The 24551-nt window shown below is 74.3% G+C and carries 19 protein-coding genes; 6 read left to right on the top strand and 13 right to left on the bottom strand.

The window, feature by feature from the left end; translation table 11 throughout:
* Nucleotides 1–183: 183 nt before the first annotated feature.
* The 11 genes from OG994_RS02220 to mraZ form a co-directional block, all read right to left on the bottom strand.
* Entirely contained in the window at nucleotides 184–1002 is an 819-nt protein-coding gene (locus OG994_RS02220) for a cell division protein FtsQ/DivIB (RefSeq protein WP_328852046.1), read from the bottom strand.
* On the bottom strand, nucleotides 999–2492 hold the full coding sequence (murC, locus tag OG994_RS02215) for a UDP-N-acetylmuramate--L-alanine ligase (RefSeq protein WP_120327249.1): 1494 nt from the start codon (nucleotides 2490–2492) through the stop codon (nucleotides 999–1001). The genes OG994_RS02220 and murC overlap by 4 nt, the downstream gene beginning before the upstream one ends.
* On the bottom strand, nucleotides 2489–3595 hold the full coding sequence (murG, locus tag OG994_RS02210) for an undecaprenyldiphospho-muramoylpentapeptide beta-N-acetylglucosaminyltransferase (protein ID WP_120327248.1): 1107 nt from the start codon (nucleotides 3593–3595) through the stop codon (nucleotides 2489–2491). The genes murC and murG overlap by 4 nt, the downstream gene beginning before the upstream one ends.
* Nucleotides 3595–5046: an FtsW/RodA/SpoVE family cell cycle protein gene (locus tag OG994_RS02205; protein WP_120327247.1), complete on the bottom strand. Its 1452-nt coding sequence runs from the start codon at nucleotides 5044–5046 to the stop codon at nucleotides 3595–3597. The genes murG and OG994_RS02205 overlap by 1 nt, the downstream gene beginning before the upstream one ends.
* Before the next feature lie 283 nt (nucleotides 5047–5329).
* Nucleotides 5330–6454, bottom strand: coding sequence for a phospho-N-acetylmuramoyl-pentapeptide-transferase (gene mraY, locus OG994_RS02200; RefSeq protein ID WP_120327246.1), 1125 nt, complete (start codon nucleotides 6452–6454; stop codon nucleotides 5330–5332).
* Nucleotides 6451–7860, bottom strand: coding sequence for a UDP-N-acetylmuramoyl-tripeptide--D-alanyl-D-alanine ligase (locus OG994_RS02195; protein ID WP_120327245.1), 1410 nt, complete (start codon nucleotides 7858–7860; stop codon nucleotides 6451–6453). The genes mraY and OG994_RS02195 overlap by 4 nt, the downstream gene beginning before the upstream one ends.
* Nucleotides 7857–9422, bottom strand: coding sequence for a UDP-N-acetylmuramoyl-L-alanyl-D-glutamate--2,6-diaminopimelate ligase (locus OG994_RS02190; RefSeq protein WP_120327244.1), 1566 nt, complete (start codon nucleotides 9420–9422; stop codon nucleotides 7857–7859). The genes OG994_RS02195 and OG994_RS02190 overlap by 4 nt, the downstream gene beginning before the upstream one ends.
* A gap of 52 nt (nucleotides 9423–9474) precedes the next feature.
* Nucleotides 9475–11670 (bottom strand): peptidoglycan D,D-transpeptidase FtsI family protein, encoded by a 2196-nt coding sequence (locus OG994_RS02185; protein ID WP_328852045.1) that lies wholly within the window; start codon nucleotides 11668–11670, stop codon nucleotides 9475–9477.
* 3 nt (nucleotides 11671–11673) lie between these two features.
* Complete coding sequence (locus tag OG994_RS02180; RefSeq protein WP_328852044.1) at nucleotides 11674–12279, bottom strand: hypothetical protein; 606 nt, start codon at nucleotides 12277–12279, stop codon at nucleotides 11674–11676.
* The gene (rsmH, locus tag OG994_RS02175; protein ID WP_120327422.1) at nucleotides 12269–13381 is read right to left on the bottom strand and encodes a 16S rRNA (cytosine(1402)-N(4))-methyltransferase RsmH; all 1113 of its coding nucleotides are present in this window, start codon (nucleotides 13379–13381) and stop codon (nucleotides 12269–12271) included. Before rsmH ends, OG994_RS02180 begins: the two co-directional genes overlap by 11 nt.
* Before the next feature lie 204 nt (nucleotides 13382–13585).
* Nucleotides 13586–14017: a division/cell wall cluster transcriptional repressor MraZ gene (mraZ, locus tag OG994_RS02170; protein ID WP_120327241.1), complete on the bottom strand. Its 432-nt coding sequence runs from the start codon at nucleotides 14015–14017 to the stop codon at nucleotides 13586–13588.
* A gap of 354 nt (nucleotides 14018–14371) precedes the next feature.
* On the opposite strand from mraZ, the gene OG994_RS02165 reads away from it, so the two are divergent.
* From OG994_RS02165 to OG994_RS02150, 4 genes are read left to right on the top strand one after another with little or no spacing between them, the layout of a single operon-like run.
* Nucleotides 14372–15619, top strand: coding sequence for a MurT ligase domain-containing protein (locus tag OG994_RS02165; protein WP_120327421.1), 1248 nt, complete (start codon nucleotides 14372–14374; stop codon nucleotides 15617–15619).
* The gene (locus OG994_RS02160; protein WP_120327240.1) at nucleotides 15609–16328 is read left to right on the top strand and encodes a type 1 glutamine amidotransferase; all 720 of its coding nucleotides are present in this window, start codon (nucleotides 15609–15611) and stop codon (nucleotides 16326–16328) included. Before OG994_RS02165 ends, OG994_RS02160 begins: the two co-directional genes overlap by 11 nt.
* Entirely contained in the window at nucleotides 16325–17008 is a 684-nt protein-coding gene (locus OG994_RS02155; protein ID WP_120327239.1) for a TVP38/TMEM64 family protein, read from the top strand. Before OG994_RS02160 ends, OG994_RS02155 begins: the two co-directional genes overlap by 4 nt.
* A 2-nt stretch (nucleotides 17009–17010) precedes the next feature.
* Nucleotides 17011–17889, top strand: a complete 879-nt coding sequence (locus tag OG994_RS02150; protein WP_328852043.1) for a phosphotransferase family protein — start codon at nucleotides 17011–17013, stop codon at nucleotides 17887–17889.
* Between the two features lie 43 nt (nucleotides 17890–17932).
* Here the strand turns inward: OG994_RS02150 and leuS are convergent, their stop codons facing one another.
* Both leuS and OG994_RS02140 read right to left on the bottom strand, forming a co-directional pair.
* Nucleotides 17933–20773, bottom strand: a complete 2841-nt coding sequence (leuS, locus tag OG994_RS02145; RefSeq protein WP_328852042.1) for a leucine--tRNA ligase — start codon at nucleotides 20771–20773, stop codon at nucleotides 17933–17935.
* 285 nt (nucleotides 20774–21058) lie between these two features.
* Nucleotides 21059–21874 carry a cysteine hydrolase family protein gene (locus tag OG994_RS02140; protein ID WP_328852041.1) on the bottom strand — a complete coding sequence of 272 codons (816 nt, stop codon included), beginning with the start codon at nucleotides 21872–21874 and terminating at the stop codon, nucleotides 21059–21061.
* A gap of 254 nt (nucleotides 21875–22128) precedes the next feature.
* Between OG994_RS02140 and OG994_RS02135 the strand changes: the two genes are divergently transcribed.
* Both OG994_RS02135 and OG994_RS02130 read left to right on the top strand, forming a co-directional pair.
* Entirely contained in the window at nucleotides 22129–23184 is a 1056-nt protein-coding gene (locus tag OG994_RS02135) for an AAA family ATPase (protein WP_120327235.1), read from the top strand.
* Nucleotide 23185: 1 nt separating this feature from the next.
* Entirely contained in the window at nucleotides 23186–24484 is a 1299-nt protein-coding gene (locus tag OG994_RS02130; protein WP_120327234.1) for a DUF58 domain-containing protein, read from the top strand.
* Nucleotides 24485–24551: the final 67 nt, after the last annotated feature.

Here is a 24551-nt window from a genome sequence, read left to right as displayed (position 1 = left end):
GGACTGTGTCCGCGAGGACGAGGGACGAACCCTCACCCTCTACTAGAGGCTTACAGTTATGTCAACCACTGATCCTCTTCGGGGCAACGTAAGCGCCGCCGCCCCATGAGCCAAGGACCTACCCGGCGTGTCGCCGCCCGGAGCGGGACGGCTCACGTCGCGCGGGCCGGCGACAGCGCCCCGTCACCGGAACGTCACGACGTCCGGGGCGCTCACGTCGATCGTCCTGGCCCGCTCCCCGAGCAGCGCCGTCGCCACCCGGGCCTTGTCCTCGCCCCGCGACGAGTCGCCCCAGACGACCGTCCGGTCACCACGCAGCCGCAGCTTGACCAGGGCCAGACTCTCCACGCTCACGTCGAGCAGGGCGGAACGCAGCTCCGGGGTGAGGGCGTCGAGCACCGCCACGGCGGCGCGGGTGCCCGGGTCGTCCGGGCCGGGCCGGTCCACCCGCACCAGCGGAAGGTCGTCCGGTCGCTGGTCCAGGGTGCGGAAGACGGTGCCGCTCGCGTCGATCACGACGAACTGCTCGCCCCGCGGCACGACGGCCACCGGCGTACGCTCCACCACCCGGACCACCAGCGCGTCCGGCCAGTCGCGCGTCACCGTGGCCCGCTCCACCGGCGCCAGCCGGCCGATCCGCCGGGCCGTGTCGGCCAGGTCCACCTTGGCCAGCGGGATCCCGTCCGGCACCCCGGCGGCGTCGCGCACCTCCACCGGCGTCACCAGCTCGGCGCCCTCCACCCGCACCTCGCGCACCCCGAACAGCCCGGTGCCCAGGACGACCCAGGCGACCAGCCCCGCGAGAACGAGGATCCCGGCCGCGACCGCCCAGGGCAGCGCGGCCCGCATCCGGCGCTGACGGGCCCGGCGCATGAACCGCCGGGTGGAGGCGGGCACCGCGTCGCTGCCCGCCCGGACCAGCTGCCAGCGGCGGGCGACCGGCCCGCGCCGGCCGGCCGCCTCGGCGCCGGTGGTCCGTCCGCGCGCGGGGCCCGGGCTCATCCGGCCGCGGGTGCCGTGCCGTCCGGGGTCACGGCGCCACCACCGGCCGGGACGCCGGCACCGGTGGCGCCCTCCGCCCGGGCCAGCAGGGCGTCGAGCAGTTGGTCACCCATCAGCGAGATCGGCGGAGCGCCCATCGTCACCACCACGTCGCCGGGCCGCGCCCGCCGGGCCACCTCCACGGGCGCCGCGTCCCAGGAGTCGACGAAGACCTTCCGGTCGGCGGGCAGCGGCACGGCCTCGACGAGCGCGGCCGAGCCCTCGCCGGGCTGGCGGAGCTCGCCCGGGCCGAAGACCTCCAGCAGCACCAGCTCGTCGGCGATCGCCAGCGCCTCCGCGATCTCCGCCTGCAGGTCCCGCGTGCGGTAGAGCCGGTAGGGCTGGAACACCACGATGAGCCGGCCGTCGCCGGCCACCTCGCGCAGCGTCCGCAGCGCGAGCGTCATCGAGGTCGGGTGGTAGGCGTACTCGTCGTAGACCAGCACGTCGTCGGCGACGCCCTTGCGCTCGAAGCGCCGGCGTACGCCGGGGAACGCGGCCAGCGCGGCCTCCGCCGCCTCCAGCGGCAGGTCCAGCAGGTACGCGGCGAGCACCGCCGAGGCGCTGTTGAGCCCCATGTGCCGCCCCGGCACCGGGAGGCGGAACTCGCCCAGCGACCGCCCGTCGATGGCGGCGAGGTACCGCACGCCCTGCGCCGACGAGGTGATCTCGGTGAGCCGCAGGTCGGCGTCGGCGGACTCGCCGTACGTGTGGACGCGGCGGCCCTCGGCCCGCAGCGTCTCGGCCAGCCGCCGCCCACCCGCGTCGTCGGCGCAGGTGATGATGAACCCGTCCGGGTCGGTGAGGCGGGCGAACTCGGCGAAGGTGGCCTCCAGGTTGGCCAGGTCGCCGTAGGTGTTGAGGTGGTCCGCCTCGATGTTCGTGATGATCGAGACGTAGGGGCGGTAGATCAGGAACGAGCGGTCGCTCTCGTCGGCCTCCACCACGAAGTACTCGCCGGTGCCGTGGTGGGCGCCCGAGCCGACCTCGGAGATCTCACCGCCGATCACGAACGACGGGTCGGTGCCGGCCTGCTGGAGCACCATGGTCACCATCGAGGTGGTCGTGGTCTTGCCGTGGGTGCCCGCGACCGCCACCGTCCGGCGGCCGGTCATCGCCGCGGCGAGTGCCTCGGAGCGGTGCAGCACCCGTAGGCCACGGCGGCGCGCCTCGACCATCTCCAGGTGGTCCTGCGGAATGGCCGACGAGTAGACCACGGTGTCCACGCCGTCGAGGTTGGTTGCCTCGTGGCTCATGTGGATCGTGCCGCCGAGCGCGCGCAGCCCGGCCAGCGACGGCCACTCGCGCAGCTCGCTGCCGGAGACCGGCAGGCCCCGCGTGAGGAAGAGGCGGGCGAGCCCGCTCATGCCGACGCCGCCCACCCCGATGAGGTGGATGGTGCCGAGGTCCTCGGCGGTGAGGGTGCCGGCCGGGGTGAACTGCGCGGTCATCGGGCCACCGCCTCGTAGACGAAGTTCAGCAGCGCCACGTCGCCGTCGCGCCGCCCGTACGCGGCCGCGGCCGCCCCCATGGCGGCCAGCCGGTGCGGGTCGCGGATGAGCGGGATGACGGTCTGTTCGACCCAGGCCGGGGTCAGCTCGGAGTCGTCGACGAGCAGCCCGCCACCGGCCTCCACGACGGGCAGCGCGTTGCGCTTCTGCTCCTGGTTGCTGTGCGGGTACGGCACGTAGATGGTGGGCAGCCCGATGGCGGCCACCTCGGCGCAGGTCATCGCGCCGCCCCGGCCGACCATGAGGTCCGCGGCGGCGTAGCCCAGCTCCATCTCGGACAGGTACGGCAGGGTCACGTACGGCACGGGCAGGTCGGTGGGGACCGGCACGGGCTCGTTGCGGGCGCCCATCACGTGCAGCACCTGCACGCCGTTGCGGGCCAGCTCCTTGGCCGCGCCGGCCACGGCGAGGTTGATGGAGCGGGCGCCCTGCGAGCCGCCGGCCACGAAGAGCACGGGCAGGTCGGGGCGGAGCCCGAAGCGGGCGCGGGCGGCGTCGCGCATCGCGGCCCGGTCGAGCCCGGCGATGCCGCGCCGCAGCGGCACGCCCACCACCCGGGCGTCGCGCAGCGCCTCGGCCTGCGTCGGCTGGTGCGGGAAGCCCACCGCCACGTGCTTGGTGAACTTCATCCCGAGCCGGTTCGCCACGCCCGGCGGCACGTTCACCTCGTGGATCACGATGGGCAGCTCCCGCCGCCACGCGGCGAGGTAGGCCGGCACCGAGACGTACCCCCCGAAGCCGACCACCACGTCGGCCCGCACCTCGTCGATCACCTTGCCGGCGGCGCGGGCCGCCGTCCACATCCGGCCCGGCGTGCGGATCAGGTTCATGTTGATCGAGCGGGGCAGCTGGTAGGCGGGGATCTGCCGCAGGTCGTAGCCCTGCGGCGGGATCAGCTCGTTCTCCAGCCCGCGGGGTGTGCCGAGACAGGTGATCCGGACGCCGGGGTCGTGTCGGCGCAGGCAGTCGGCGAAGGCGAGCAAAGGGTAGATGTGTCCCCCGGTGCCACCTCCCGCGAGCACCACCGAACGCAGCGGACCCATCAGCGTCTCCTCTCGCTCGCCGTCCCGCCCCGCGCCCGGGTCTGCCGGGCGCCGCGGGGTGCGGCCTGGCCGTCCTCCCGCCGCTCCCGCGCCCGGGGCACGGGGCCCTGGGCGCCCGCGGGCGCCGCCGCGCGGCGGCGCCGCCCGGGAAGCGGCGGCAACGGGGCCCAGAGTAGTCGGACCCACCGGGCCGGCGGACGGGCATGCAGCGCTCTGGCCGCATCGGGTTCGGCCCGCGCGAAGGAGGCCAGCATGCCGACCGCCGCGAGCGTGACGACCAGGGCGCTTCCGCCGTCGGAGATGAACGGCAGCGGCAGGCCGGTGATCGGCAGCAGGCCGACGACGCCACCGATGTTGATCACAGCCTGGCTGACGAGCCAGGTGGTCACGGCGGCGGCCGCGAGCCGGCGGAACGGGTCCTCGACCCGGCGGGCGATCCGCAGCCCGCTGTACGCGAGCACGGCGAACAGCGTGAGCACCACGGCGCAGCCGACCACCCCCAGCTCCTCGGCGATGATCGCGAAGATGAAGTCGTTGTGCGCCTCGGGCAGCCAGTTCCACTTGAGGCTGCTCTTGCCGAGCCCCACTCCGAACCAGCCCCCGTGCTCGATGGCCAGCCGCCCCTGGTAGAGCTGCCAGCAGGGATCACCGCACTGGTCGGGCGGCGACGGGTTCAGGAAGTTGGTGAGCCGGGCGAGTCGGTAGTTCTCCGCGTCCTTCTCGCCGGAGCCGGCGCCGATCGAGGCGACCGCGATGAGCAGGCCGATGCCGGCCAGCCCGGCGACCGAGAGCGCGCCGAACACCCGCATCCGCACGCCGGCCGCCCAGAGCAGCCCCACCACGAGCGCCAGCATGCAGATCATGGTGCCGAGGTCGTTGTAGCCGACCAGCACGAACAGCAGGCCGACCACGGGGAACAGCGGGGTCGCCAGCTCGCGCCACCAGCCGAGCGCCGCGCCCTTGCGGGCGATCACGTGGGCGCCCCACAGCACCAGCGCGAACTTGGCCAGCTCGGAGGGCTGCACCTGGATCCCGCCGATGAACAGCCACAGCAGCCGCGCCTCGACCGGCCCGATCCGCGCCGACTCCTCCCCGGTCACGCGGGCCCACGCCACCAGCAGGTTGAGCACGAGCAGCAGCGCGATGGCGACGAGCATCAGCGGCCGGCCCAGGGCCCGGTAGGTGCGGGCGGGCAGCCGCTGGCAGGCCCAGAACGCGATGACGCCGATCACCGCGAAGATCGCCTGCTTGACCACCGACGCGGTGGCGTCGCCGTCCTCGGCGTAGTCCCGCACGCTGGTCGCCGAGAAGACCATGGTGAGGCCGATCAGCAGCAGCAGGCCGGCGCTGGACAGCAGCAGGTAGTAGGAGGCCAGCGGGCGGTCCAGCAGGCCGCGCAGCGCCGCCAGCCCGCCGGCCGCGTCCAGACCGCGCAGCGGCGTCCCCGGCACGCCCGGATCGTCCGGCGCGCGCGGCGGCGCGCCCGCCTCGGGCGTACGACCACCGCCCGGCGTCCGCCGGGGCCGGGTCCGGATGGTGCCGTCGGTTCCTCGTCCCTCCCCCACCCGGACATCATGGCGGCTGCGCCGGCCGCCCGCCCCGGCAACCGCCCCCTCGGCGTGTCGCCGCCCCACACCCCGTCGATCTTGCACTTCCCGCCCCGACGAAACACCCGTACCAGGGCATACCGGGGGCCGAAAGTGCAAGATCGACGGGGCGACGGGGGGGGTCGGGTTAGGTGACGTTGGCGAGGAACTCGCTGTAGAAGAGGCCCAGGGCGATGGCGACGCCGATCCCCGCGATGATCCAGAACCGGACCACGATGTTGACCTCGCTCCACCCCGCGAGTTCGAAGTGGTGCTGCAACGGCGACATCCGGAAGACCCGCTTGCCGGTGGTCCGGAACGAAATGATCTGGATCACCACGGACATCGTGATGATCACGAAGAGACCGCCGATGATCGGCAGCAGCAGGATGGTCCGGGTGGACATCGCCATGCCGGCGATCAGGCCGCCGAGGCCGAGCGCTCCGGTGTCACCCATGAAGATCCGCGCCGGCGAGGTGTTCCACCACAGGAAGCCCACACAGGCGCCGGCCGCCGCACCGGCGATCAGCGCGATCTCCAACGGGTCCCGGACGGTGTAGCAGTAGGCCTGCGTGTAGTCCGGGTCGGCGCACCAGTGCCGGTACTGCCAGAAGGCGATCAGCGCGTACGCCGCGAGGACCATCACCGAGGCGCCGGTGGCCAGGCCGTCCAGACCGTCGGTGAGGTTCACGCCGTTGGTCGCGGCCATCACCACGAAGATGAAGAGGACCACCGCGCCGACCTTGGTGAGATCCAGCGCCGGGATGTCCCGGATGAAGCTCAGCGTGGTGCTGCCGACGGTCTCGGTGTTGGTCGCCTGCCCCTGCGCGTCGGTCATGGTGCTCGGGAAGTAGAGCGCGATGACGCCGAAGACCGCGCCGACCAGGATCTGGCCGAGCAGCTTGCCCCGCTTGTTGAGGCCGCCGCTGTGCCGCTTGCGCACCTTCAGGAAGTCGTCGATGAAGCCGACCGCGCCGGAGAACACCATGAGCCCCAGCAGCACCAGCGCCGTGATGGTCGGCTCGACCTGCGCGATCTGCTTGTCCGGCAGCGTGGTCAGGGCCAGGTGGCCGGCGACGTACGCGATGACCGTGGCGAGGATGAACACCACGCCGCCCATCGTCGGCGTGCCCTTCTTGCCCTGGTGCATGGCCGGGCCCTCGGCGCGGATGGGCTGACCGGCCTTGAGGCGCGTGAAGACCTTGATCGCGATCGGGGTGCAGAAGAGCGAGATGAGGAACGCCACCCCGACGGCGACGATCACCGCCCTCATGCGGCCCCGCCCTCGCTCGCCTCCGCACCGCCGTCCGCGCGCAGCGCGTCGGCCACCTCCCAGGTGCGGTAACGGGAGCCCTTGACCAGGACGACGTCGCCCGGCCGTAGCTCGCCCCGCAGCACCTCGACGGCTGCCGCCTGATCGGTGAGCAGCACCGATTCTCCTCCCCAGTTGCCTACCGCTGTCGCGCCCTCGTGGATGGGCGCGGCCGGCTCGCCCACCACGAGCAGCCGGTCGACGCCGAGTTCGGCGGCCAACCGGCCGACCTCGGCGTGCCCGTCGCGCTCGTACGGGCCCAGCTCGGCCATGTAGCCCAGCACGGCGACGGTACGCCGCCCCCGGCCGAGGGCGGCCAGCGCCTTCAGCGCGACGGCCATCGAGCCGGGGTTGGCGTTGTACGAGTCGTCGATGACGGTCACCCCGTCGGGGCGGTCGAAGACGTCCATCCGCCGCGTGGAGATCAGCCGCAGCTCACCCAGCGCCTCCGCCAGCTCGGCCAGCGGCATGCCCAGCTCCCGGGCGACCGCCGCCGCGGCGAGCGTGTTGGAGACCTGGTGGCGGCCGGTCAGCGCGAGCCGCACGGGCACGCGCCCCTCCGGGGTGACGAGGGTGTACGCGGGCCGCCCCCGCTCGTCGAGCGTCACGTCCTCGGCCCGCACGTCGGCGTCGGCCGCCTCGCCGTAGCGGACCACGCGGGCGGACGTGCGGGACGCCATGGCGGACACGAGGTCGTCGTCGGCGTTGAGCACCGCCAGCCCGTCGGGCGGCAGCGCCTCGACCAGCTCCCCCTTGGCCTGGGCGATCGCCTCCCGGGAGCCGAACTCGCCGATGTGCGAGGTCCCCACGTTGAGCACCACCGAGATCCGGGGCGGCACCAGCTCGCAGAGGTAGCGCACGTGCCCCACGCCGCGGGCGCCCTTCTCCATGACGAGGTAGCGGGTGTCCGGTCCGGCCTTCAACGCCGTGTACGGGTGCCCCAGCTCGTTGTTGAACGAGCCGGGCGGCGCGACCGTGGCCCCGAGCCGCGCGGTGAGCTGCGCGACGAGGTCCTTGGTGGTGGTCTTGCCCGACGATCCGGTGAGCCCGATGACGGTGAGCTGCGGCAGCCGGTCGACCACGGCGCGGGCCAGCCGGCCCATGGCGGCCCGGGCGTCGGCGACCAGCACCATGGGCACCCCGGGCACCTCCCGGCTGCCGAGCACGGCGACCGCGCCGGCCTCGACGGCGCCGGCCGCGTAGTCGTGCCCGTCGACCTTCTCCCCGGGGAAGGCCACGAAGAGGCCGCCGGCCTCGACCTTGCGCGAGTCGAACTCGACCGGGCCGGTGACGCGCGCGTCCGGATCGGCGCCGACGAGCCGGCCGTCGACGGCGGCGGCCACCTCGGCCAGCGTGAGCGGGATCACCGGTGACCCGCCAGGTCGCCGAAGCGTGCGCGCAGGGCGTCGGCCAATTCGGTGTGGTCGTCGAACGGCAGTACCTCGCCGGCCACCTCCTGCCCGCGTTCGTGTCCCTTGCCGAGGACCGCGATCACGTCGCCCGGCTCGGCGAGCCGTACCGCCTCGTCGATGGCCGCCCGCCGGCCGGCCACCTCCTCGATCCGGGCCGTCGTACCGGCCTGCCGCGCCCCGGCGAGCACCTCGGCGCGGATCGCGGCCGGGTCCTCGGTCCGCGGGTTGTCGTCGGTCACCAGCACCACGTCGGCTCCCTCCGCCGCGGCGGCGCCCATCACCGGCCGCTTGCCCCGGTCCCGGTCCCCGCCGGCGCCGATCACGCAGATCAGCCGGCCGGCGCTCAACTCGCGCAGCGCGGCCAGCGCGGCCACGATCGCGTCCGGCTTGTGCGCGTAGTCGACCACCCCGCGCACCGGGGCGTCCGCGGGGGTGACCAGCTCCAGCCGGCCCGGGACGCCGCCGCACGCGGCCACCCCGGCCACCGCGGTGCCGGGCTCCACCCCGACCGCCACGAGCGCGGCGATCGCGAGCAGCGCGTTGGCCACGTTGTGCCGGCCGGGCAGCGCCACGCTGCCGGGCACGACGAGACCGTCCGGGCCGTGCACGGTGAACCGCTGCGCGTACCCCTCGCCGCCGACGCCGTCGGCCCACCAGGTGGCCGCCGGGTCGCCGGCCGCCGAGTAGCTGACCGTGGCCGGCTTGAACAGCGGCCGCAGCGCCGGGTCGTCGTGGTTGAGCACCTCGACGGCGCAGCGCCCGTCGAACAGCCGGGCCTTCGCCGCGAAGTACTCGGCCGAGTCGGCGTGGAAGTCGAGGTGGTCGGAGCCGAAGTTGGTGTAGCCGCCGACGGTGAACCGGACGCCCCCGACCCGGCCCATCGCGAGCGCGTGGCTGGACACCTCCATGACCACCGCGGTCACCCCGCGCTCCCGCGCGGCCGCGAGCATGGCGTGCAGGTCGGTCGCCTCGGGCGTGGTCCGCACGCTGTCGATCGTCACGTCGCCGAGGCGGGTCTCCACGGTGCCGATCAACCCGGTCGTGTGGCCGGCGGCCCGCAGCCCGGACTCGATGAGGTAGGCGGTGGAGGTCTTGCCGGCGGTGCCGGTCACCCCGATGACGGTCAGGTCGGCGGTCGGGTCGCCGTACACCGCGGCGGCGAGCCCACCGAGGGCCTCCCGGGGGTCGGCCACGACGATCGCCGGCAGGCCGGCCGCGGCCACCAGCGGGGCGCCGGCCGGGTCGGTGAGGGCGGCCACCGCGCCGGCCCCGGCCGCCGCGGCGGCGAACTCGGCGCCGTGCCTGCGGGCGCCGGGCAGCGCCGCGTACAGGTCGCCGGGGCGGACCTCCTGACTCGCGTGGGTGACGCCGGTGACCAGCACGTCGGCGGCGTCGGCGGGCGGCTCGACGGCGAGCCGGGCCGCGAGGTCGCCGAGCCGGGTGCCGGTGACGGTACGGGGGCGAGGATTGCCGGGCACGGCGTCAGACCCTACCCGGTCGTCCGGCGCCGGCCGCACCGCCGCCCCGGTGGTTCGTCCGCACTCACCGATGATGTCCCGCCATGGCTGGTCAGCGCGGATAGACGACGAACTTGGGCGGTTTGCTCGTGGTCGACGGCGGCACCTTGTAGTGACGGAGAGTGAACTGCATCATCTCCTTGAACGCCGGATTGGCGATCGCGGCGCCCCCGCCCTGGGGCGCGTAGACGAAGACGGCGATCACGTAGCGGGGCTTCTCGGCCGGTGCCATCCCGATGAACGAGTTGACCTCGCCGGGCTGCTTCCTCCCGTCCACGAGCCGCCACCCCGTGCCGGTCTTGCCGGCGACCCGGAAGCCGGGAACGGCGGCGGTGGTGCCGGTGGCGCCCTCGACGGTGGTGACCGCCTCCAGCAGGGTGCGCAGCGCCGCCGCGTTCGCCGGGCTGAGCACCGGGCGGGTGACCGGGGGCTTGGCCGGCGTACGGGTGCCGTCCGGGCCGATCACCTCCTTGACGAGGTGCGGCTGGACGTACGTCCCGTCGTTGGCGATGGCGGCGTACGCGGCGGCCATCTGCAGCGGCGTGGCGTCCACGCTGTGCCCGATCGGCACCGACCCGTACGACGACTCGCTCCACTCCTCGGCGGGCAGCAGCCGGCCGCTGGCCTCGCCCGGCATGCCCTCCCCGGTGGGCTGGCCCAGCCCGAACCGGCGCTGGTAGTCGATCAGCCGGTCCTGGCCCAGCTCGTCGGCGATCTTGATGGTGCCGACGTTCGAGGAGTACGCGAGCATCCCCGCGACGCTCATCCTCCGCCCGTTGGCCGGGTGGGTGTCGGAGAACCAGGTGTCGCCCTTCTTGACGCTGTTCTCGATCGGCAGGGCGGTGTCCGGCGTGATGACCCCCTCCTGGAGCGCCGCGCCGAACGTGATCGCCTTGTGCACCGAGCCGGGGTCGACCACGAAGCTGGTGGCGGCGTCCTCCCGGGCCACGGGGTCGCTGGGGAGCGGCTTCGCCGCGTTGTACGTGGGGTGGCTGGCCTGGGCCAGCACCTCGCCGGTGGTCGGGTCCATCACGACGGCGGCGGCCGTGCCGCCCTTGGCCCGCGCCATGTGCCGGCTGAGGATCACCTGGGTCATGTACTGGAGGTCGCGGTCGATGGTGAGCTGCAACGAGCTGCCCGGCTTGGGCGGCGTCGTGCGGCTGTAGCCGCCGGGGATCGGGGCGGCCAGGTCGCCCTGGCCGGCCTCGTAGACCCGCTTGCCGTCCTCGCCGCGCAGCAGGTCGTCGTAGCGGGCCTCCAGCCCCTCCAGGCCGTTCATGTCCTCGCTCGTGAAGCCGATGAGGTTGGCGGCCAGGTCGTCGCCGGGCACCTCGCGCCGCTCGTCGCGGTGCACGCCGATGCCGGGCAGCTCCAGCGCCTGCACCTGCCGGGCCGTGGCGACCTCGACGCCCCGGGCGAGGTACTCGAAGCGCGACGGGTTGCCGTTCTCCAACCGGCGCGGCTGCATGAGCTTGGTCAGCTTGGACGCCGAGATGCCCAGCAGCGGGGAGAGCGCCCGCGCGGTGGCCGCCGGGTCCTCGATCAGCGTGGGGTCGGCGAAGACGTACCGGGCCTCCACGCTGTGCGCCAGCGGGGCACCGGTGCGGTCGTAGATCGCGCCGCGGGGCGCCGGCAGGTCCACCGTGCGGGTCCGGTCGGTCACCCCGCCACCGGCGTACGCGGGCGCGTCGACGGCCTGGAGGACGACCAGCCGGATGCCGATGGTGGCGAAGAGCGCCAGGGTGAGCACGGTGCCCAGGCGCAGCCGCCGCCGCGGGTCGGCGAGCTTCGGCGGCCGGGGCGGCTTGCGCGAGGGCCGGCGGGCCGCCGGCCGGTCCGACCGGCGCGGGGCGCGGGGGACGGTCCGGCGCCGCGGCCCGGGCGGCTCGTCCCCGGCACCGCCCGGCGTACGTGCCTGGACGGTCCGGACGACGCCGGAGCGGCCGGTGGCGGGCGCGCCGCGACGGGTGGCCCGGGTGGCGCCGGCGCGACCGCCGTCGAGGACCTGCAACGCGGGCCGGAACGGGTCACCCGAGCGGCTGCTGCGGGGGGTGCGCCGCTGCTCGGCGCCGCCGCGGGGCAGACCGGCGCGCTCCTCGCGGATCGTGCGCCCGCGCGGGGTGTACGCCCGGGCGCCGGAGATGCCTCCGACGCCCGGCTCGCCGGAGCCCCGGCCGGTGTTCTCCCGGGACGAGCCGCGCCGGGAGCCCGTGGCGTCCCGGCGCGGGTCCTCCGACCTCGGTGGCACGGTTCAGCGTCCCGCGCCCTGCTGGCTGGTCACCGACGGCTCGCCGGTGGCCGGCTGCGGCACGCCGATGGTCTGGCCGTCGGGCAGCCGGATGTACCCCGGCTCGCCCGACTCGACCAGCCCGAGCCGGCGGGCCTCGGCGACCAGGTTGCCCGGCGCCTCGGCCTTGGCGATCTGCTTGTTCAGCTGCTGCTGCTCCAGGTCCAGCCGGGCCTGCTGCTGCTCGAGCTTCTCCAGCTTGAACGCGTTCTCGTTGATCTTGGTGTTGACCAGCAGGATGCCGAGCACCCCGCCGACCACGAGCACCACGATCAGCGCCGCGAACGGCGCCCGCGGCACCTTCACCGGCGGCGGCGGCGCCACCCGCAGCCGCGGCGGGCGCGCGGCGGTGGCGCCACCCCGCTCGGCCGGCCGCAGCGCCGCGGTGCCCTGCACCGGGAACTCGCGCGCCCCCCGCGCGCGGGACTCCCCCTGCCGGTTCACCCGGTCGATGCGTGACGTACCGTTACCCGCGCGGGTGGCCCGCTCCACCGCGGTCCGGCCCCCCGACCGCGGTGCGCGCTGCCCGACGCCGGCGAAGTCCCGGCGCTCGCGCCTGTCAACGTTCATGTCCCTCCCCCTCTACGTCCGTCCCACTGTCGTCCTCCGGCGGCCGCCGATCCCCCACCGGTCCGCCGGACCCTGTGCCCGGTTGGTGCATCGCCCTGACCCGGCGGCGGGACCGTTCGCGGTCGGTCCGCCGCTGCCGTTCGGCATCCGGGTCGATGCGTTCCGCGGCCCGCAGCCGCACGGAGGCGGCGCGCGGGTTCGCGGCGACCTCGAGCTCCCCGGGCAGCTCCGCGCCCCGGCTCAACAGCCGGAACGTCGGGCCCGTGCCGGGCAGCTCGACCGGGAGGTCGATCGGGCCGGTGCTGCGCACCCGATCGGCGAGCGCCGCCTTGGTGAGCCGGTCCTCCAGCGAGTGGTAGGACAGGACCACCATGCGACCGCCGACGTTGAGCGCGTCGAGCGCGGCCGGCAGCGCCGTCTCCAGCGCGGCCAGTTCCCGATTTACCTCGATCCGCAAAGCCTGAAACGTTCTCTTTGCCGGGTGTCCCCCGGTTCGTCGGGCTGGTGCCGGAATGGCCTCCCGTACCAGCTCCGCGAGCCGGGCCGACGAGGTGATCCGGGCGCGTTCCCGCTCCCGGACGATCGCCGAGGCGATCCGCCCGGCGAACCTCTCCTCGCCGTACACCCGCAGCACCCGGGCCAGCTCCGGGTGGCTGTAGGTGTTGACCACCTCCTCGGCGGTCACCCCCCGGGTCTGGTCCATGCGCATGTCGAGCGGTGCGTCCTGCGCGTAGGCGAACCCGCGGTCGGGCGCGTCCAGTTGCAGCGACGAGACCCCCAGGTCGAAAAGGATCCCGTCCACGCCCGGGTAACCGAGCCGGTCGAGCACGTCGGGCAACTCGTCGTAGACCGCGTGCTCGAGGTGGATCCGGTCGGCGAAACGGGCCAGCCGCACCCGCGCGTGCGCGAGGGCCTCGGTGTCCCGGTCGAGCCCGACGAGGACCGTCCGCGGGTGCGCCTCGAGCACCGCCTCGGCGTGCCCGCCCAGGCCCAGCGTGGCGTCGACGTACACCGTCCGGTCGCCCCGGTCCAGCGCGGGGGCGAGCAGCTCGAGACACCTCTCGAGCAGCACCGGCACGTGCGTGCCGCGTAGCTCCCCCATGTCGACCCCCACTGCTGGTAACCGTTCGTCCGCTCTCGCGCCCCGCGTCGGACGGCGCCGTCGCCGTACCGCCAGATCCCCATCCGCTCCCGTCCGCCGCGAGGCCGCGGGCCCCCCGTGGATCGTGCGCCTGGCACCGGGGAAGGGGTGCCAGGAACTCGAAAGCGGCTGGAGATCTCGCAGTACGCCGAGCGCCGTTCCGCCCTACAGACCGCCGGGCAGCACCCCCTCCTCGATGTCGGCGAACTCGTCTTCGCTCTCGGCGAGGTAGGACTCCCAGGCGGCCTTGTCCCAGATCTCCACCCGCGTGCTCGCGCCGATCACGACCAGATCGCGGTCGAGCGCCGCGTACTCCCGCAGGTGGGCCGGGATCGTCACCCGGCCCTGCTTGTCCGGCACCTCGTCGTGCGCGCTGGCGAAGAAGACCCGGCTGTAGGCCCGGGCCGCCTTGCTCGTCATCGGTTGGGCGCGCAACTGCTCCGCGATCCGCTGGAACTCGGGCATCGGGAAGACGTAGAGGCAGCGCTCCTGCCCTTTCGTGATCACGACACCCCCCGCCAGCTCATCCCGGAACTTCGCCGGAAGGATCAACCGGCCTTTGTCGTCCAGGCGCGGAGTGTGGGTGCCGAGGAACACGGCCCAACCCCCTCGCCCTTGAGCGGCGTTCGCGGCGCCGCTGACCCCCCGGGCCGGTGGGCCCTCCCGGCCTCACCATTGGGCCCCACTCTACTCCACTTCCCTCCACCTGCAACCGGAAACGCCCGCGTGGCGCGCCCGATCTCCGCGCAAAACAGCACGTCACAGGGGGTGGAGCCGAGTGGAGGGCCGTGGCGCCCCGCCGGCGGCGTCCGTTTCCCGACATAGATCGACTCCGTCCGGCCGAGGCGAAACCGGCCACCCGCCCGGGCTCCCCGGCCGAACGGTTCGCCGTCGGCGGCGATCTGGCGGAGCCGAGGGTCCGGTAACCTCGCTCGCGTGACGGACGCGAAGATGCCCCTGCGGGCGAAGGTGGCCAGCTCCGTGTCCCGGACGGCCGCGGCGCTGTCGCGGGCCGCCGGCCGGGGTGACGGTTCGGTGATCGGCGGATGGATCGGCCTCAAGATCGACCCCGACCTGCTCGCGCACCTCGCCGCCGGACGCGCGATCGCGCTCATCTCCGGCACCAACGGCAAGACGACCACGACCCGGCTGGCCGCCGCCGCGGTCGGCGTGCTCGGCAAGGTCGCCACCAACTCGTTCGGCGCCAACATGCCCACCGGCCACACCTCGGCGCTGGCCAAGGCGGGCAGCACGCCGTACGCGGTGCTCGAGGTCGACGAGCACTACCTCGCCCAGGTCCTGGAGGCCACCGACCCGCACGTGGTGGCACTGCTCAACCTCTCCCGCGACCAGCTCGACCGCGCCAAGGAGGTCGCCATGATGGCGCAGCTCTGGCGCGCGGCGCTGGTGCGGCACCCCGACGTGCGGGTGGTCGCCAACGCCGACGACCCGATGGTCGTCTGGGCCGCGTCCCCCCCGCCCACCCACGACCACCGGATCAAGCCGCCCACGGTCACCTGGTTCAGCGCCGGCCAGCGGTGGCACGACGACTCCTGGGTGTGCCCCGAGTGCGGCTCCACCATCCAGCGCTCGGGCGACCAGTGGTGGTGCAGCGGGTGCCCGCTGCGCCGCCCGCAGCCGCACTGGGTCGTCGAGGACGACGGCGTGCTGGACCCGACCGGCGCGTGGCACAAGGTCTCCCTCCAACTGCCCGGCAAGGTCAACATCGGTAACGCGGCCACGGCGCTCGCGGTGGCCGCCGAGTTCGGCGTCCGACCGGTCGACGCGGTGTCGCGGCTCGCGAGCGTCACCTCGGTGGCCGGCCGCTACGCGCAGGTCGAGCGGGAGGGGCGCCTCATCCGGCTGCTGCTGGCCAAGAACCCGGCCAGCTGGCTGGAGGCGTTCGACATGGCCGATCTGGCGCCGACACTGTTGTCGATCAACGCGCGGGACCCGGACGGGCTGGACACGTCATGGCTCTTCGACGTGGACTTCGCCCCGCTGCGCGGCCGGCAGGTGCTCATCACCGGCGACCGGGCGTACGACCTCGCCGTCCGGCTCGACGTCAACGACGTGCCGTTCCAGCACGTCCGGACGTTCACCGACGCGATCCGCGCGGTGCCACCGGGGCGCCTCGAGGTCATCGCCAACTACACCGCGTTCCAGGACATCCGAGCGGAGTTGGACCGTGTCAACTGAGAGCCTGCGCATCGTCTGGGTCTACCCCGACCTGCTCTCCACGTACGGCGACCGGGGCAACGCCCTGATCCTGGCCCGGCGCGCGCGCCAGCGCGGGATGCCCGTCGAGGTGCTGGAGGTCCGCTCCGACCAGCGGCTGCCCGCCACGGCCGACATCTACCTCATCGGCGGCGGCGAGGACGGCCCGCAGGCGCTCGGCGCGCAGCGGTTGATCGCCGACGGCGGGCTGCACCGGGCCGTGGCCCAGGGCTCCGTGGTCTTCGGCGTCTGCGCCGGCTACCAGCTCCTCGGCAACTCCTTCTTCGCCAAGGGCACGAGGTACGCGGGGCTCGAACTGCTCGACATCACCTCCGACCGGGGCGAGAGCCGGGCCGTGGGCGAGCTGGCCGGCGACGTCGACGGGCGCCTGGGGCTGCCCCCGCTCAGCGGATTCGAGAACCACGGCGGGCGTACGCACCTCGGGCCCGGTGTGGCGCCGCTGGCCCGGGTCACCGCGGGCGTCGGCAACGACGGCGCCACCGAGGGCGCCTGGCGCGGGAAGCTGCTCGGCACGTACTCGCACGGCCCGGCGCTGGCCCGCAACCCCGCGCTGGCCGACCTGCTGCTGCGGTGGGCCACCGGGGTGCACCAGCTCCCGCCGGTGGACGACACCTGGCCCGAGCGGCTCCGCGCCGAGCGACGCGCCGCGGTGGCCGCCGCGCGCGGATGACGCCCGCCGTCCGGCGGCTGCTGCGCCAGCCGTCGGCCGTCCGGTTCGCGTTCCTGCTGCTCATCGTGGCGGCGTGTGGCGCGCTGCTGCTCGTGGTGCCCCTGCCGGACCCGTCCGAGCTGCCCCGGCTCGCCGACCGGCTCGGCGGGCTCGCACCGGTGGCGGCCGTCCTCGCCGGCGCGCTGCTGCTCGTCGCCCTGGTGCCGCGCACCTTCATCACCCTCGCCTCCGGGGCGATCTTCGGTCCGCTGGAGGGCGCCGGGTACGCGCTGACCGCCGCGCTCCTGGCCGCCGCGGTGGGGTTCGCGGTCGGCCGGCTGCTGGGCCGGCAGTTCGTCGCCGAGCGCGTCCGCGGCCGGCTGGCCCGCCTCGACGGCTGGTTCGCCCGGCAGAGCGTGCTCGGCGTCGTGACCGTCCGGCTCGTGCCCATCGCCGGGTACGGCCTGGTCAGCTACGGCTACGGCACCACCGGGGCGCGGCTGCTGCCGTTCCTCGCCGGCAGCGTGATCGCCGCCGTGCCGAGCGCGTTCGGGTACGCCGCGGTCGGCGCGGCGGTCACCTCGCCGGCCGACGTCAACTGGTTCGCCGTGGCTCCCGCCGGGCTCGGCCTCGTCGCGGGCGCCGTGCTGGTCCGTCGGCTGTGGCGGGCCGAGCGCCGCCGCCGCACCGCGCAGGGCTGACGGTGCCCGACGCCGAGGTGCGGGCCCCGGGCCCGCCGGAGCGCCTGCCCGGCGGGTTCGTCGCCGAGGTGGTCCGGGTCGGGGACACCGTCCGCCGCACGTCGCCGGCCCGCGACGCGTACGTGGCCGGGCTCCTGACCCACCTCCACCGCGTGGGCGCGGACCTCGCACCGCGCCACCTCGGCCGCGACGCTCACGGCCGGCAGGTGCTCAGCTACGTCGAGGGCCGGGTGCCGTGGCGGGACCGGGAGGATCCGGCCTACTTCGCCGACGCGGCGCTGATCGGGCTGGGCGGGCTGATCCGGCGGCTGCACGACGCGTGCGCCGGCAGCCCGCTGGCCGCCGGAGCCGAGACGGTCTGCCACGGTGACCTGTCGCCGAAGAACACGGTCTACCGGGACACGTCGGACGGGCTGCTGCCCGTCGCGTTCGTCGACTGGGACCGGGCCGCGCCCGGACGCCGGATCGAGGACGTGGCGTTCGCGTGCTGGCACTGGGCGGAGTCCGGTACGGGCGCGGACCCGGTCGAGTTCGCCCGCCGGTGCCGGCTCGTCTGCGACGGGTACGACGCGGCCGGGGCCGCAGCGCACGCGGCCGGCACCGCACCGCACCCGCCCGGGGCCCGGCCCCTCGCGGCCGGGACCGGCCCGCTCCCGGCCGGGCGCCGCTCCCCCGATCCGGTGACGCTCCCCCGCCGGGAACTCGTCGACGTGATGCTCGACCAGATGGAGGGCACCTGGCGCGGGATCGCGGCCGGCGCCGAGCGTGACGAGCCCGGCATGCGCCGCCTGCGGGCGGCCGGCGTCGTGGAGATGGTCCGCGGCTGGCACGCCTGGTTGCGACGGCACCGCCCGGCCGTGCGGGCGGCGCTCGCCGGCTGACCGGCCGCCCGGGCGGGCGGCCGGTCGGCCGTGGCGGTGGTCGTCAGACGACGACCGAGACCATCCGGCCCGCGACGACGATGACCTTGCGGGGCTCCCGGCCGCCCAGGTTGCCGGCGACCGCCTCCAGGGCGGCGGCCCGCACGGCCTCCTCGGACGCGTCGGCGGGCACCTCGACCCGGCCGCGGACCTTGCCGTTGACCTGCACGGGGTAGGTCACCGACTCGGCCACCAGCAGCGCCGGGTCGGCCGTCGGGAAGTCCGCGTACGTCAGGGACGTCCCGTGCCCCAGCCGCCGCCACAGCTCCTCGGCGATGTGCGGCGCGAACGGGGCCAGCATCAGCACCAGGGGCTCGGCCACCTCGCGCGGCGTGGTCGACAGCCGGGTCAGCGCGTTGGTCAGCTCGATCAGCTTGGCGATCGCCGTGTTGAACCGGATCGCCTCCATGTCGCCGCGGACGCCGTCGATCACCCGGTGCAGCAGCCGCCGGGTCGCCTCGTCGGCCGGGTCGTCGGTCACCCGCAGCTCGCCGGTCTGCTCGTCGACGACGGCCCGCCAGACCCGCTGCAGGAACCGGTACGAGCCGACCACGGCACGGGTCTCCCAGGGGCGGGACACCTCCAGCGGGCCCATCGACATCTCGTAGACCCGGAACGTGTCCGCGCCGTACGCCGCGCACATGTCGTCGGGCGTGACGACGTTCTTCAGGGACTTGCCCATCTTGCCGTACTCGCGGTTGACCTCGGTCTCGCCGTGGAAGTACCGGCCGCCGACCTCGACGACCTCCTCGGCCTGCACGTAGCTGCCCCGCGAGTCGGTGTACGCGTACGCCTGGATCATGCCCTGGTTGAACAGCTTGCGGAACGGCTCGAAGCTCGAGACGTGGCCCAGGTCGTACAGCACCTTGTGCCAGAACCGGGCGTACAGCAGGTGCAGCACGGCGTGCTCGGCGCCGCCGACGTACAGGTCGGTGCCGCCGCAGTCGCCCTCGCCGCGCGGCCCCATCCAGTACCGCTCGTTCTCCGCGTCCACGAACCGCTGCGCGTTGGTCGGGTCCAGGTAGCGCAGCTCGTACCAGCAGGAGCCGGCCCACTGCGGCATCACGTTGGTCTCCCGCGTGTACCGCTTCGGCCCGTCACCCAGGTCCAGCTCGACCTCCACCCAGTCGCGGGCCCGCGACAGCGGGGTCTCCGGGGTCGAGTCGGCGTCGTCGGGGTCGTACGTCTTCGGCGAGAAGTCGTCCACCTCCGGCAGCTCGACCGGCAGCATCTCCTCGGGCAGCGCGATCGCCGCGCCCGTCTCGTCGTAGACGATCGGGAACGGCTCGCCCCAGTAGCGCTGGCGGCTGAACAGCCAGTCCCGCAGCCGGTAGGTGACCGCGCCGCGGCCGTGCCCGTTGGCCTCCAGCCACTCGATGACGCGGGCCTTGGCGTCGGCGACGCCCAGGCCGTCCAGGTCCAGGCCGCGGTCGGGCGCGGCGCTGTTGATGGCCGGGCCGTCCCCGGTGTACGCCTTGCCGTCGAAGCCCTCGGCCGGCTGCACCGTCCGGACGATGGGCAGGTCGAAGACCTCGGCGAACTCCCAGTCCCGCTCGTCCTGGGCCGGCACCGCCATGATCGCGCCGGTGCCGTAGCCGGCCAGCACGTAGTCGGCGATGAAGATCGGGATCTGGGCGTCGTTGACCGGGTTGGTGGCGTACGCCCCGATGAAGACGCCGGTCTTCTCCTTCGTCTCGGCCTGCCGCTCGACGTCCGTCTTGGCCGCCGCCGCCTTGCGGTACGCCTCGACCGCCTCGCGGGGGCTGGCGTGCCCGCCCGTCCAGGCGTCCTTCGTCCCCTCCGGCCAGGCCGCCGGCACCAGCGCGTCGACCAGCTCGTGCTCCGGCGCCAGCACCATGTAGGTGGCCCCGAAGATCGTGTCCGGCCGGGTCGTGAACACCCGGATCGGCTCCGCGCCCGTCGGGAAGTCGATGTGGGCGCCCTGCGACCGGCCGATCCAGTTGCGCTGCATCAGCTTGATCGCCTCGGGCCAGTCCAGCTTGTCCAGGTCCTCCAGCAGCCGGTCACCGTACGCGGTGATCCGCATCATCCACTGCTTCAGGTTGCGCTTGAAGACCGGGAAGTTGCCCCGCTCGGAGCGGCCGTCGGCGGTGACCTCCTCGTTGGCCAGGACGGTGCCCAGCCCCGGGCACCAGTTCACCGGCGCCTCCGAGACGTACGCCAGCCGGTGGTCGTCGACGACGCGCCGGCGCTCGGCCACCGACAGCTCGGCCCAGGGGCGGCCGTCCGGGGTGGGCCGGGTGCCCCCCTCGAACTCGGCGATCAGCTCGGCGATCGGCCGGGCCCGGCGGGCGTCCGGGTCGTACCAGGAGTTGAAGATCTGCAGGAAGATCCACTGGGTCCAGCGGTAGAAGTCCGTGTCGATCGTGGCGACCGAGCGGCGCTCGTCGTGGGCCAGGCCCAGCCGGCGCAGCTGGGCGCGGTACCGCTCGATGTTCGCCTCGGTGGTCGTCCGCGGGTGCGTGCCGGTCTGCACCGCGTACTGCTCGGCGGGCAGGCCGAACGCGTCGAAGCCCATGGCGTGCAGCACGTTGCGGCCGGCCATCCGCTGGTAGCGGGCGAAGCAGTCGGTGCCGATGTAGCCCAGCGGGTGCCCGACGTGCAGGCCGGCACCGGACGGGTAGGGGAACATGTCCAGCACGTAGAGCTTCTCGGCGCCGGCCCGGGGGTGGTCGGGGTCGGCCAGCGGCCCGGTCGGGTTGGGGGCGTGGAAGGTGCCCTCGCGCTCCCAGTGGTCCTGCCAACGGTGCTCGATCTCGTTGGCCAGGGCCGCGGTGTACCGGAACGGGGGGATGTCGCCCGCCGGTGCGGCTGCCTCACTCATCGCGTCTCCTCGCGTCGCTCGGCGCGGTCGTCTCGTGGGGTCTGTGCTCACCCGGCTCGCCGTGCTCTCCGGCTCGGGCTCACCGGTGCTCGCGCCCGTCGCCGGCCGACGGGCGACGGGCACAAAAAAGCCCCTCGCGCAGGAGGGGCCGCCGTGCTGTCGCGCGTGTCAGCGCATCAGCACGGCCCGGTAAGAAGCAGGAAGACTCCGGCCATGACCGCAGTGTACCCCCAGTCCCCGACCGGCCGGTGGACCGCTACCACTGCTCGGGACGGTCCGCGCCGCTCAGCCCGCCCCCGCCGGGTACGGGTCGGGCGCGGCGAACCGCTCGGTGGTGGTGACGAACCCCCAGCACTGCTTGGCGTTGAAGATCACCGCGTCCTTGCAGTAGGCGGGGCTGGAGGTGGCCGTGGCGTCGGCGAGCAGGACGGCACCGTAGTCGCGGAAGTAGGCGTCCTCCATGGTCGTGCTGACGCACTGGTCGACGTTCACCCCGGCCAGGAAGAGCGTGCGGACCCCCTGCGTACGCAGCACCTGGTCGAGCTGGGTGCCGTGGAAGCCGTTCATGCGGAACTTCGGCACCCGGATGTCGTCCGCGTCGACCAGCTCCGCCAGCTCGTCGACGAGGCTGGCGCCCCACGACCCCTCGGTGAGCACCCGGCCCCGGTCCAGCTCCTCGCCGATGCCCGCCTGGTCCGTTCGGTGCTTGAAGGACCAGAGCGTGGGCGCGCCGAGGTTGCGCAGGTCGAGCCGGTTGTGCCAGTAGATCCAGATGACCCGCATGCCGTGCCGGCGGGCCGCCTCGACCGCCCGTACGGCCCCCGGGACGGCCGCCCGGCAGGCGGTGTGGTCCAGGCCGGAGCGGTCCGTCCAGCCGCCGGGGGAGCAGAAGTCGTTCTGCATGTCGATGACCGCCAGGGCGCAGGCGTCCAGGTCCTCGACGAACGGCAGCAGCTCGGCCTCGAAGCGGGCCAGCCGGCCGCCGGTGTGGTGCGGCGTGAGGTGCACGTGGTCGTCGTACAGGTGCCACCGCGCCGCCCCGCCGCCGAGCCGGACCCCGCCGTCGCCGGTGTCGCCGTACGTCTCCAGTACCACCCGCACCGCCCCCGCCCGCCGCCGTCGTGGGTCCGACCGGGTGAACTACCCCGTTCCGGCAGGCCCAGTCGTCCCCCGGTCCGGCGAATATTCCGGGCGTAAGCCGCCGACCGGCTGCGGGGGTCGGCGACGGCGAGAAACATGGTTAGCCTGAGAGGCCAGTGAGATGTGTGCGGCAGACGAGGCTCGGCGTCGCGAACCCAACGGCGGGTCCAGCTGCTCTTCACAGAGCTGCCGTTCCGGCGACGAGGAGGAGGCCCGTGACACAACAGACCTGGGACGAGGTGGGCGGTCTGCTGCCGCACGACGAGTTCCGCGCCGCCAGCGAGGCCATCGTGGCCAACATCGAGCAGGTCATCGAGGGCAAGACGGCCACCGTACGCCTCGCCCTGGCCGTCCTGCTCGCCGAGGGCCACCTCCTCATCGAGGACGTCCCCGGTGTCGGCAAGACGAAGCTCGCCAAGGCCCTCGCGCGGTCCATCGACTGTTCCGTCCGGCGCATCCAGTTCACGCCCGACCTGCTCCCCAGCGACGTCACGGGCGTCAGCGTCTACAACCAGGAGACGCACGACTTCGAGTTCCGGCCCGGCGCGGTCTTCGCCAACCTCGTCGTCGGCGACGAGATCAACCGGGCCTCGCCGAAGACCCAGTCGGCGCTGCTGGAGTGCATGGAGGAGCGGCAGGTCACCGTCGACGGCGTGACCTACCAGCTGCAGACCCCCTTCATGGTCATCGCCACGCAGAACCCGATCGAGATGGAGGGCACCTACCCGCTGCCCGAGGCCCAGCGCGACCGGTTCACCGCGCGCATCGCCATGGGCTACCCCGACGCGGGCGCCGAGCTCGCGATGCTCGACGGGCACGGCGCCACCGACCCGCTCGACGGCCTGCACCCCGTCTCCGACGCCGCCACGGTCCGGCAGCTCATCGCCACCGTGCGCCAGGTGCACGTGGCCGACGCCGTGAAGCAGTACGCCATCGACCTGGTCACCGCCACCCGTGAGGCTCCCGACCTGCGGCTGGGCGCGTCCCCCCGGGCCACCCTCCAGCTGCTGCGCACCGCCCGCGCGGTGGCCGCCCTCGAGGGTCGCGACTACGTCCTCCCCGACGACCTCCAGGTGCTGGCCGTGCCGGTGCTCGCGCACCGCATCATCCCGACCGCCGACGCGCAGCTGGCCCGGCGCACCACCGACGCGATCGTCTCCGAGCTGGTGCACCGCCTGCCGCTCCCGCACGACCGCAAGCGCTCGCCGTACGACACCCGACCGGCGGCGCCGGGCCAGGGCCGCGGGCCGTACGAGCCGCGGAGGCCGTGAGGTGCGCGAAGGGCTCCGCGGGCTGACCACCCGGGGCCGCTCGTTCCTGGCGGCCGCCGTGGCCGCGGCGATCTCGGCCGGGATCCTCGGCGAGAAGGACTTGCTCCGGGTGGCCGTGCTGCTGGCCGTGCTGCCGCTGCTCGCCGCCGCCTACGTGGGCCGCAGCCGGTACAAGCTGGCCTGCAACCGCTCGCTGGATCCGCACCGGGCGCCCGTCGGGGCCAGCTCGCGGGTGGTGCTGCGGCTGCAGAACCTGTCCCGCCTGCCCACCGGGACGCTGCTGCTGGAGGACCGCCTGCCGTACGCGCTGGGCAGCCGGCCGCGCGTGGTGCTGGAACGGTTGGGGGCGCACCAGGCCAGCTCGGTGGCGTACACGGTGCGGGCCGACGTGCGGGGCCGCTACGAGGTGGGCCCCCTCGTGGTGCGGCTGACCGACCCGTTCGGCCTGTGCGAACTCAGCCGCGCCTTCCCGAGCGTCGACCACCTCACGGTGATCCCGCAGGTCACTCCCCTGCCGCCGGTCCGGTTGCCGGGCGAGTACGCCGGCAGCGGCGACAGCCGGGCCCGTTCGGTGGCCGTGCACGGTGAGGACGACGCGGCCACGCGGGAGTACCGGATGGGCGACGACCTGCGCCGGGTGCACTGGAAGTCGACCGCCCGCACGGGCGAGCTGATGGTGCGCCGGGAGGAGCAGCCCTGGGAGAGCCGGGCGACCGTGGTGCTGGACACCCGGGCGTACGGCCACCGCGGCGAGGGCCCGACGGCCAGCTTCGAGTGGGCGGTCTCCGCCGCCGCGAGCATCGCCGTGCACCTGCGCCAGTCCGGCTACAAGCTGCGTCTCGTCACCGGCTCCGGCGCGGACGTGGACGCCTCCGAGGCGGCCGGCGACGGGCTGCTGCTCGACCAGCTCGCCGAGGTGCGCCTGGACCAGCGCGTCGAGGTGGGCGGGCTCGTGCAGCGGGTCCGGCAACGGTCCGACGGCGGGCTCATCATCGGCCTGTTCGGGTCGCTCAGCACCGCCGAGGCGGAACTGCTCGCCGGGCTGCGCGCCAACGGCGCGACCTGCGTCGGTTTCGTGATCAACAGCTCCACCTGGCTGAGCCTGCCGGAGAAGGCGCGGGCCGAGGCGGAGCGCACGCACGCGGCCGCCGCGCTGGCGCTGCTCCAGAGCGGGTGGCGCGTCATCGGCGTCGACCACGGCAGCCAGTTGCCGGGGCTGTGGCCGCAGGCGGCCCGGGGCTCGCAGGGGTTCGCGCTGCGCGCCGCGCTGGCCGAGACGGTGGCCGGAGGCATGCGGTGAGCCGGCGGGCGGGCCGGCGCGGAGGGCCGCAGGCATCGCGGAGCAACGGCATGAGGGGAGGGATGGC

The organism is Micromonospora globbae (genome assembly GCF_036184225.1).
Taxonomy (GTDB): Bacteria; Actinomycetota; Actinomycetes; order Mycobacteriales; family Micromonosporaceae; genus Micromonospora; species Micromonospora globbae.
This window is presented reverse-complemented; position numbering and strand designations above follow the sequence as displayed.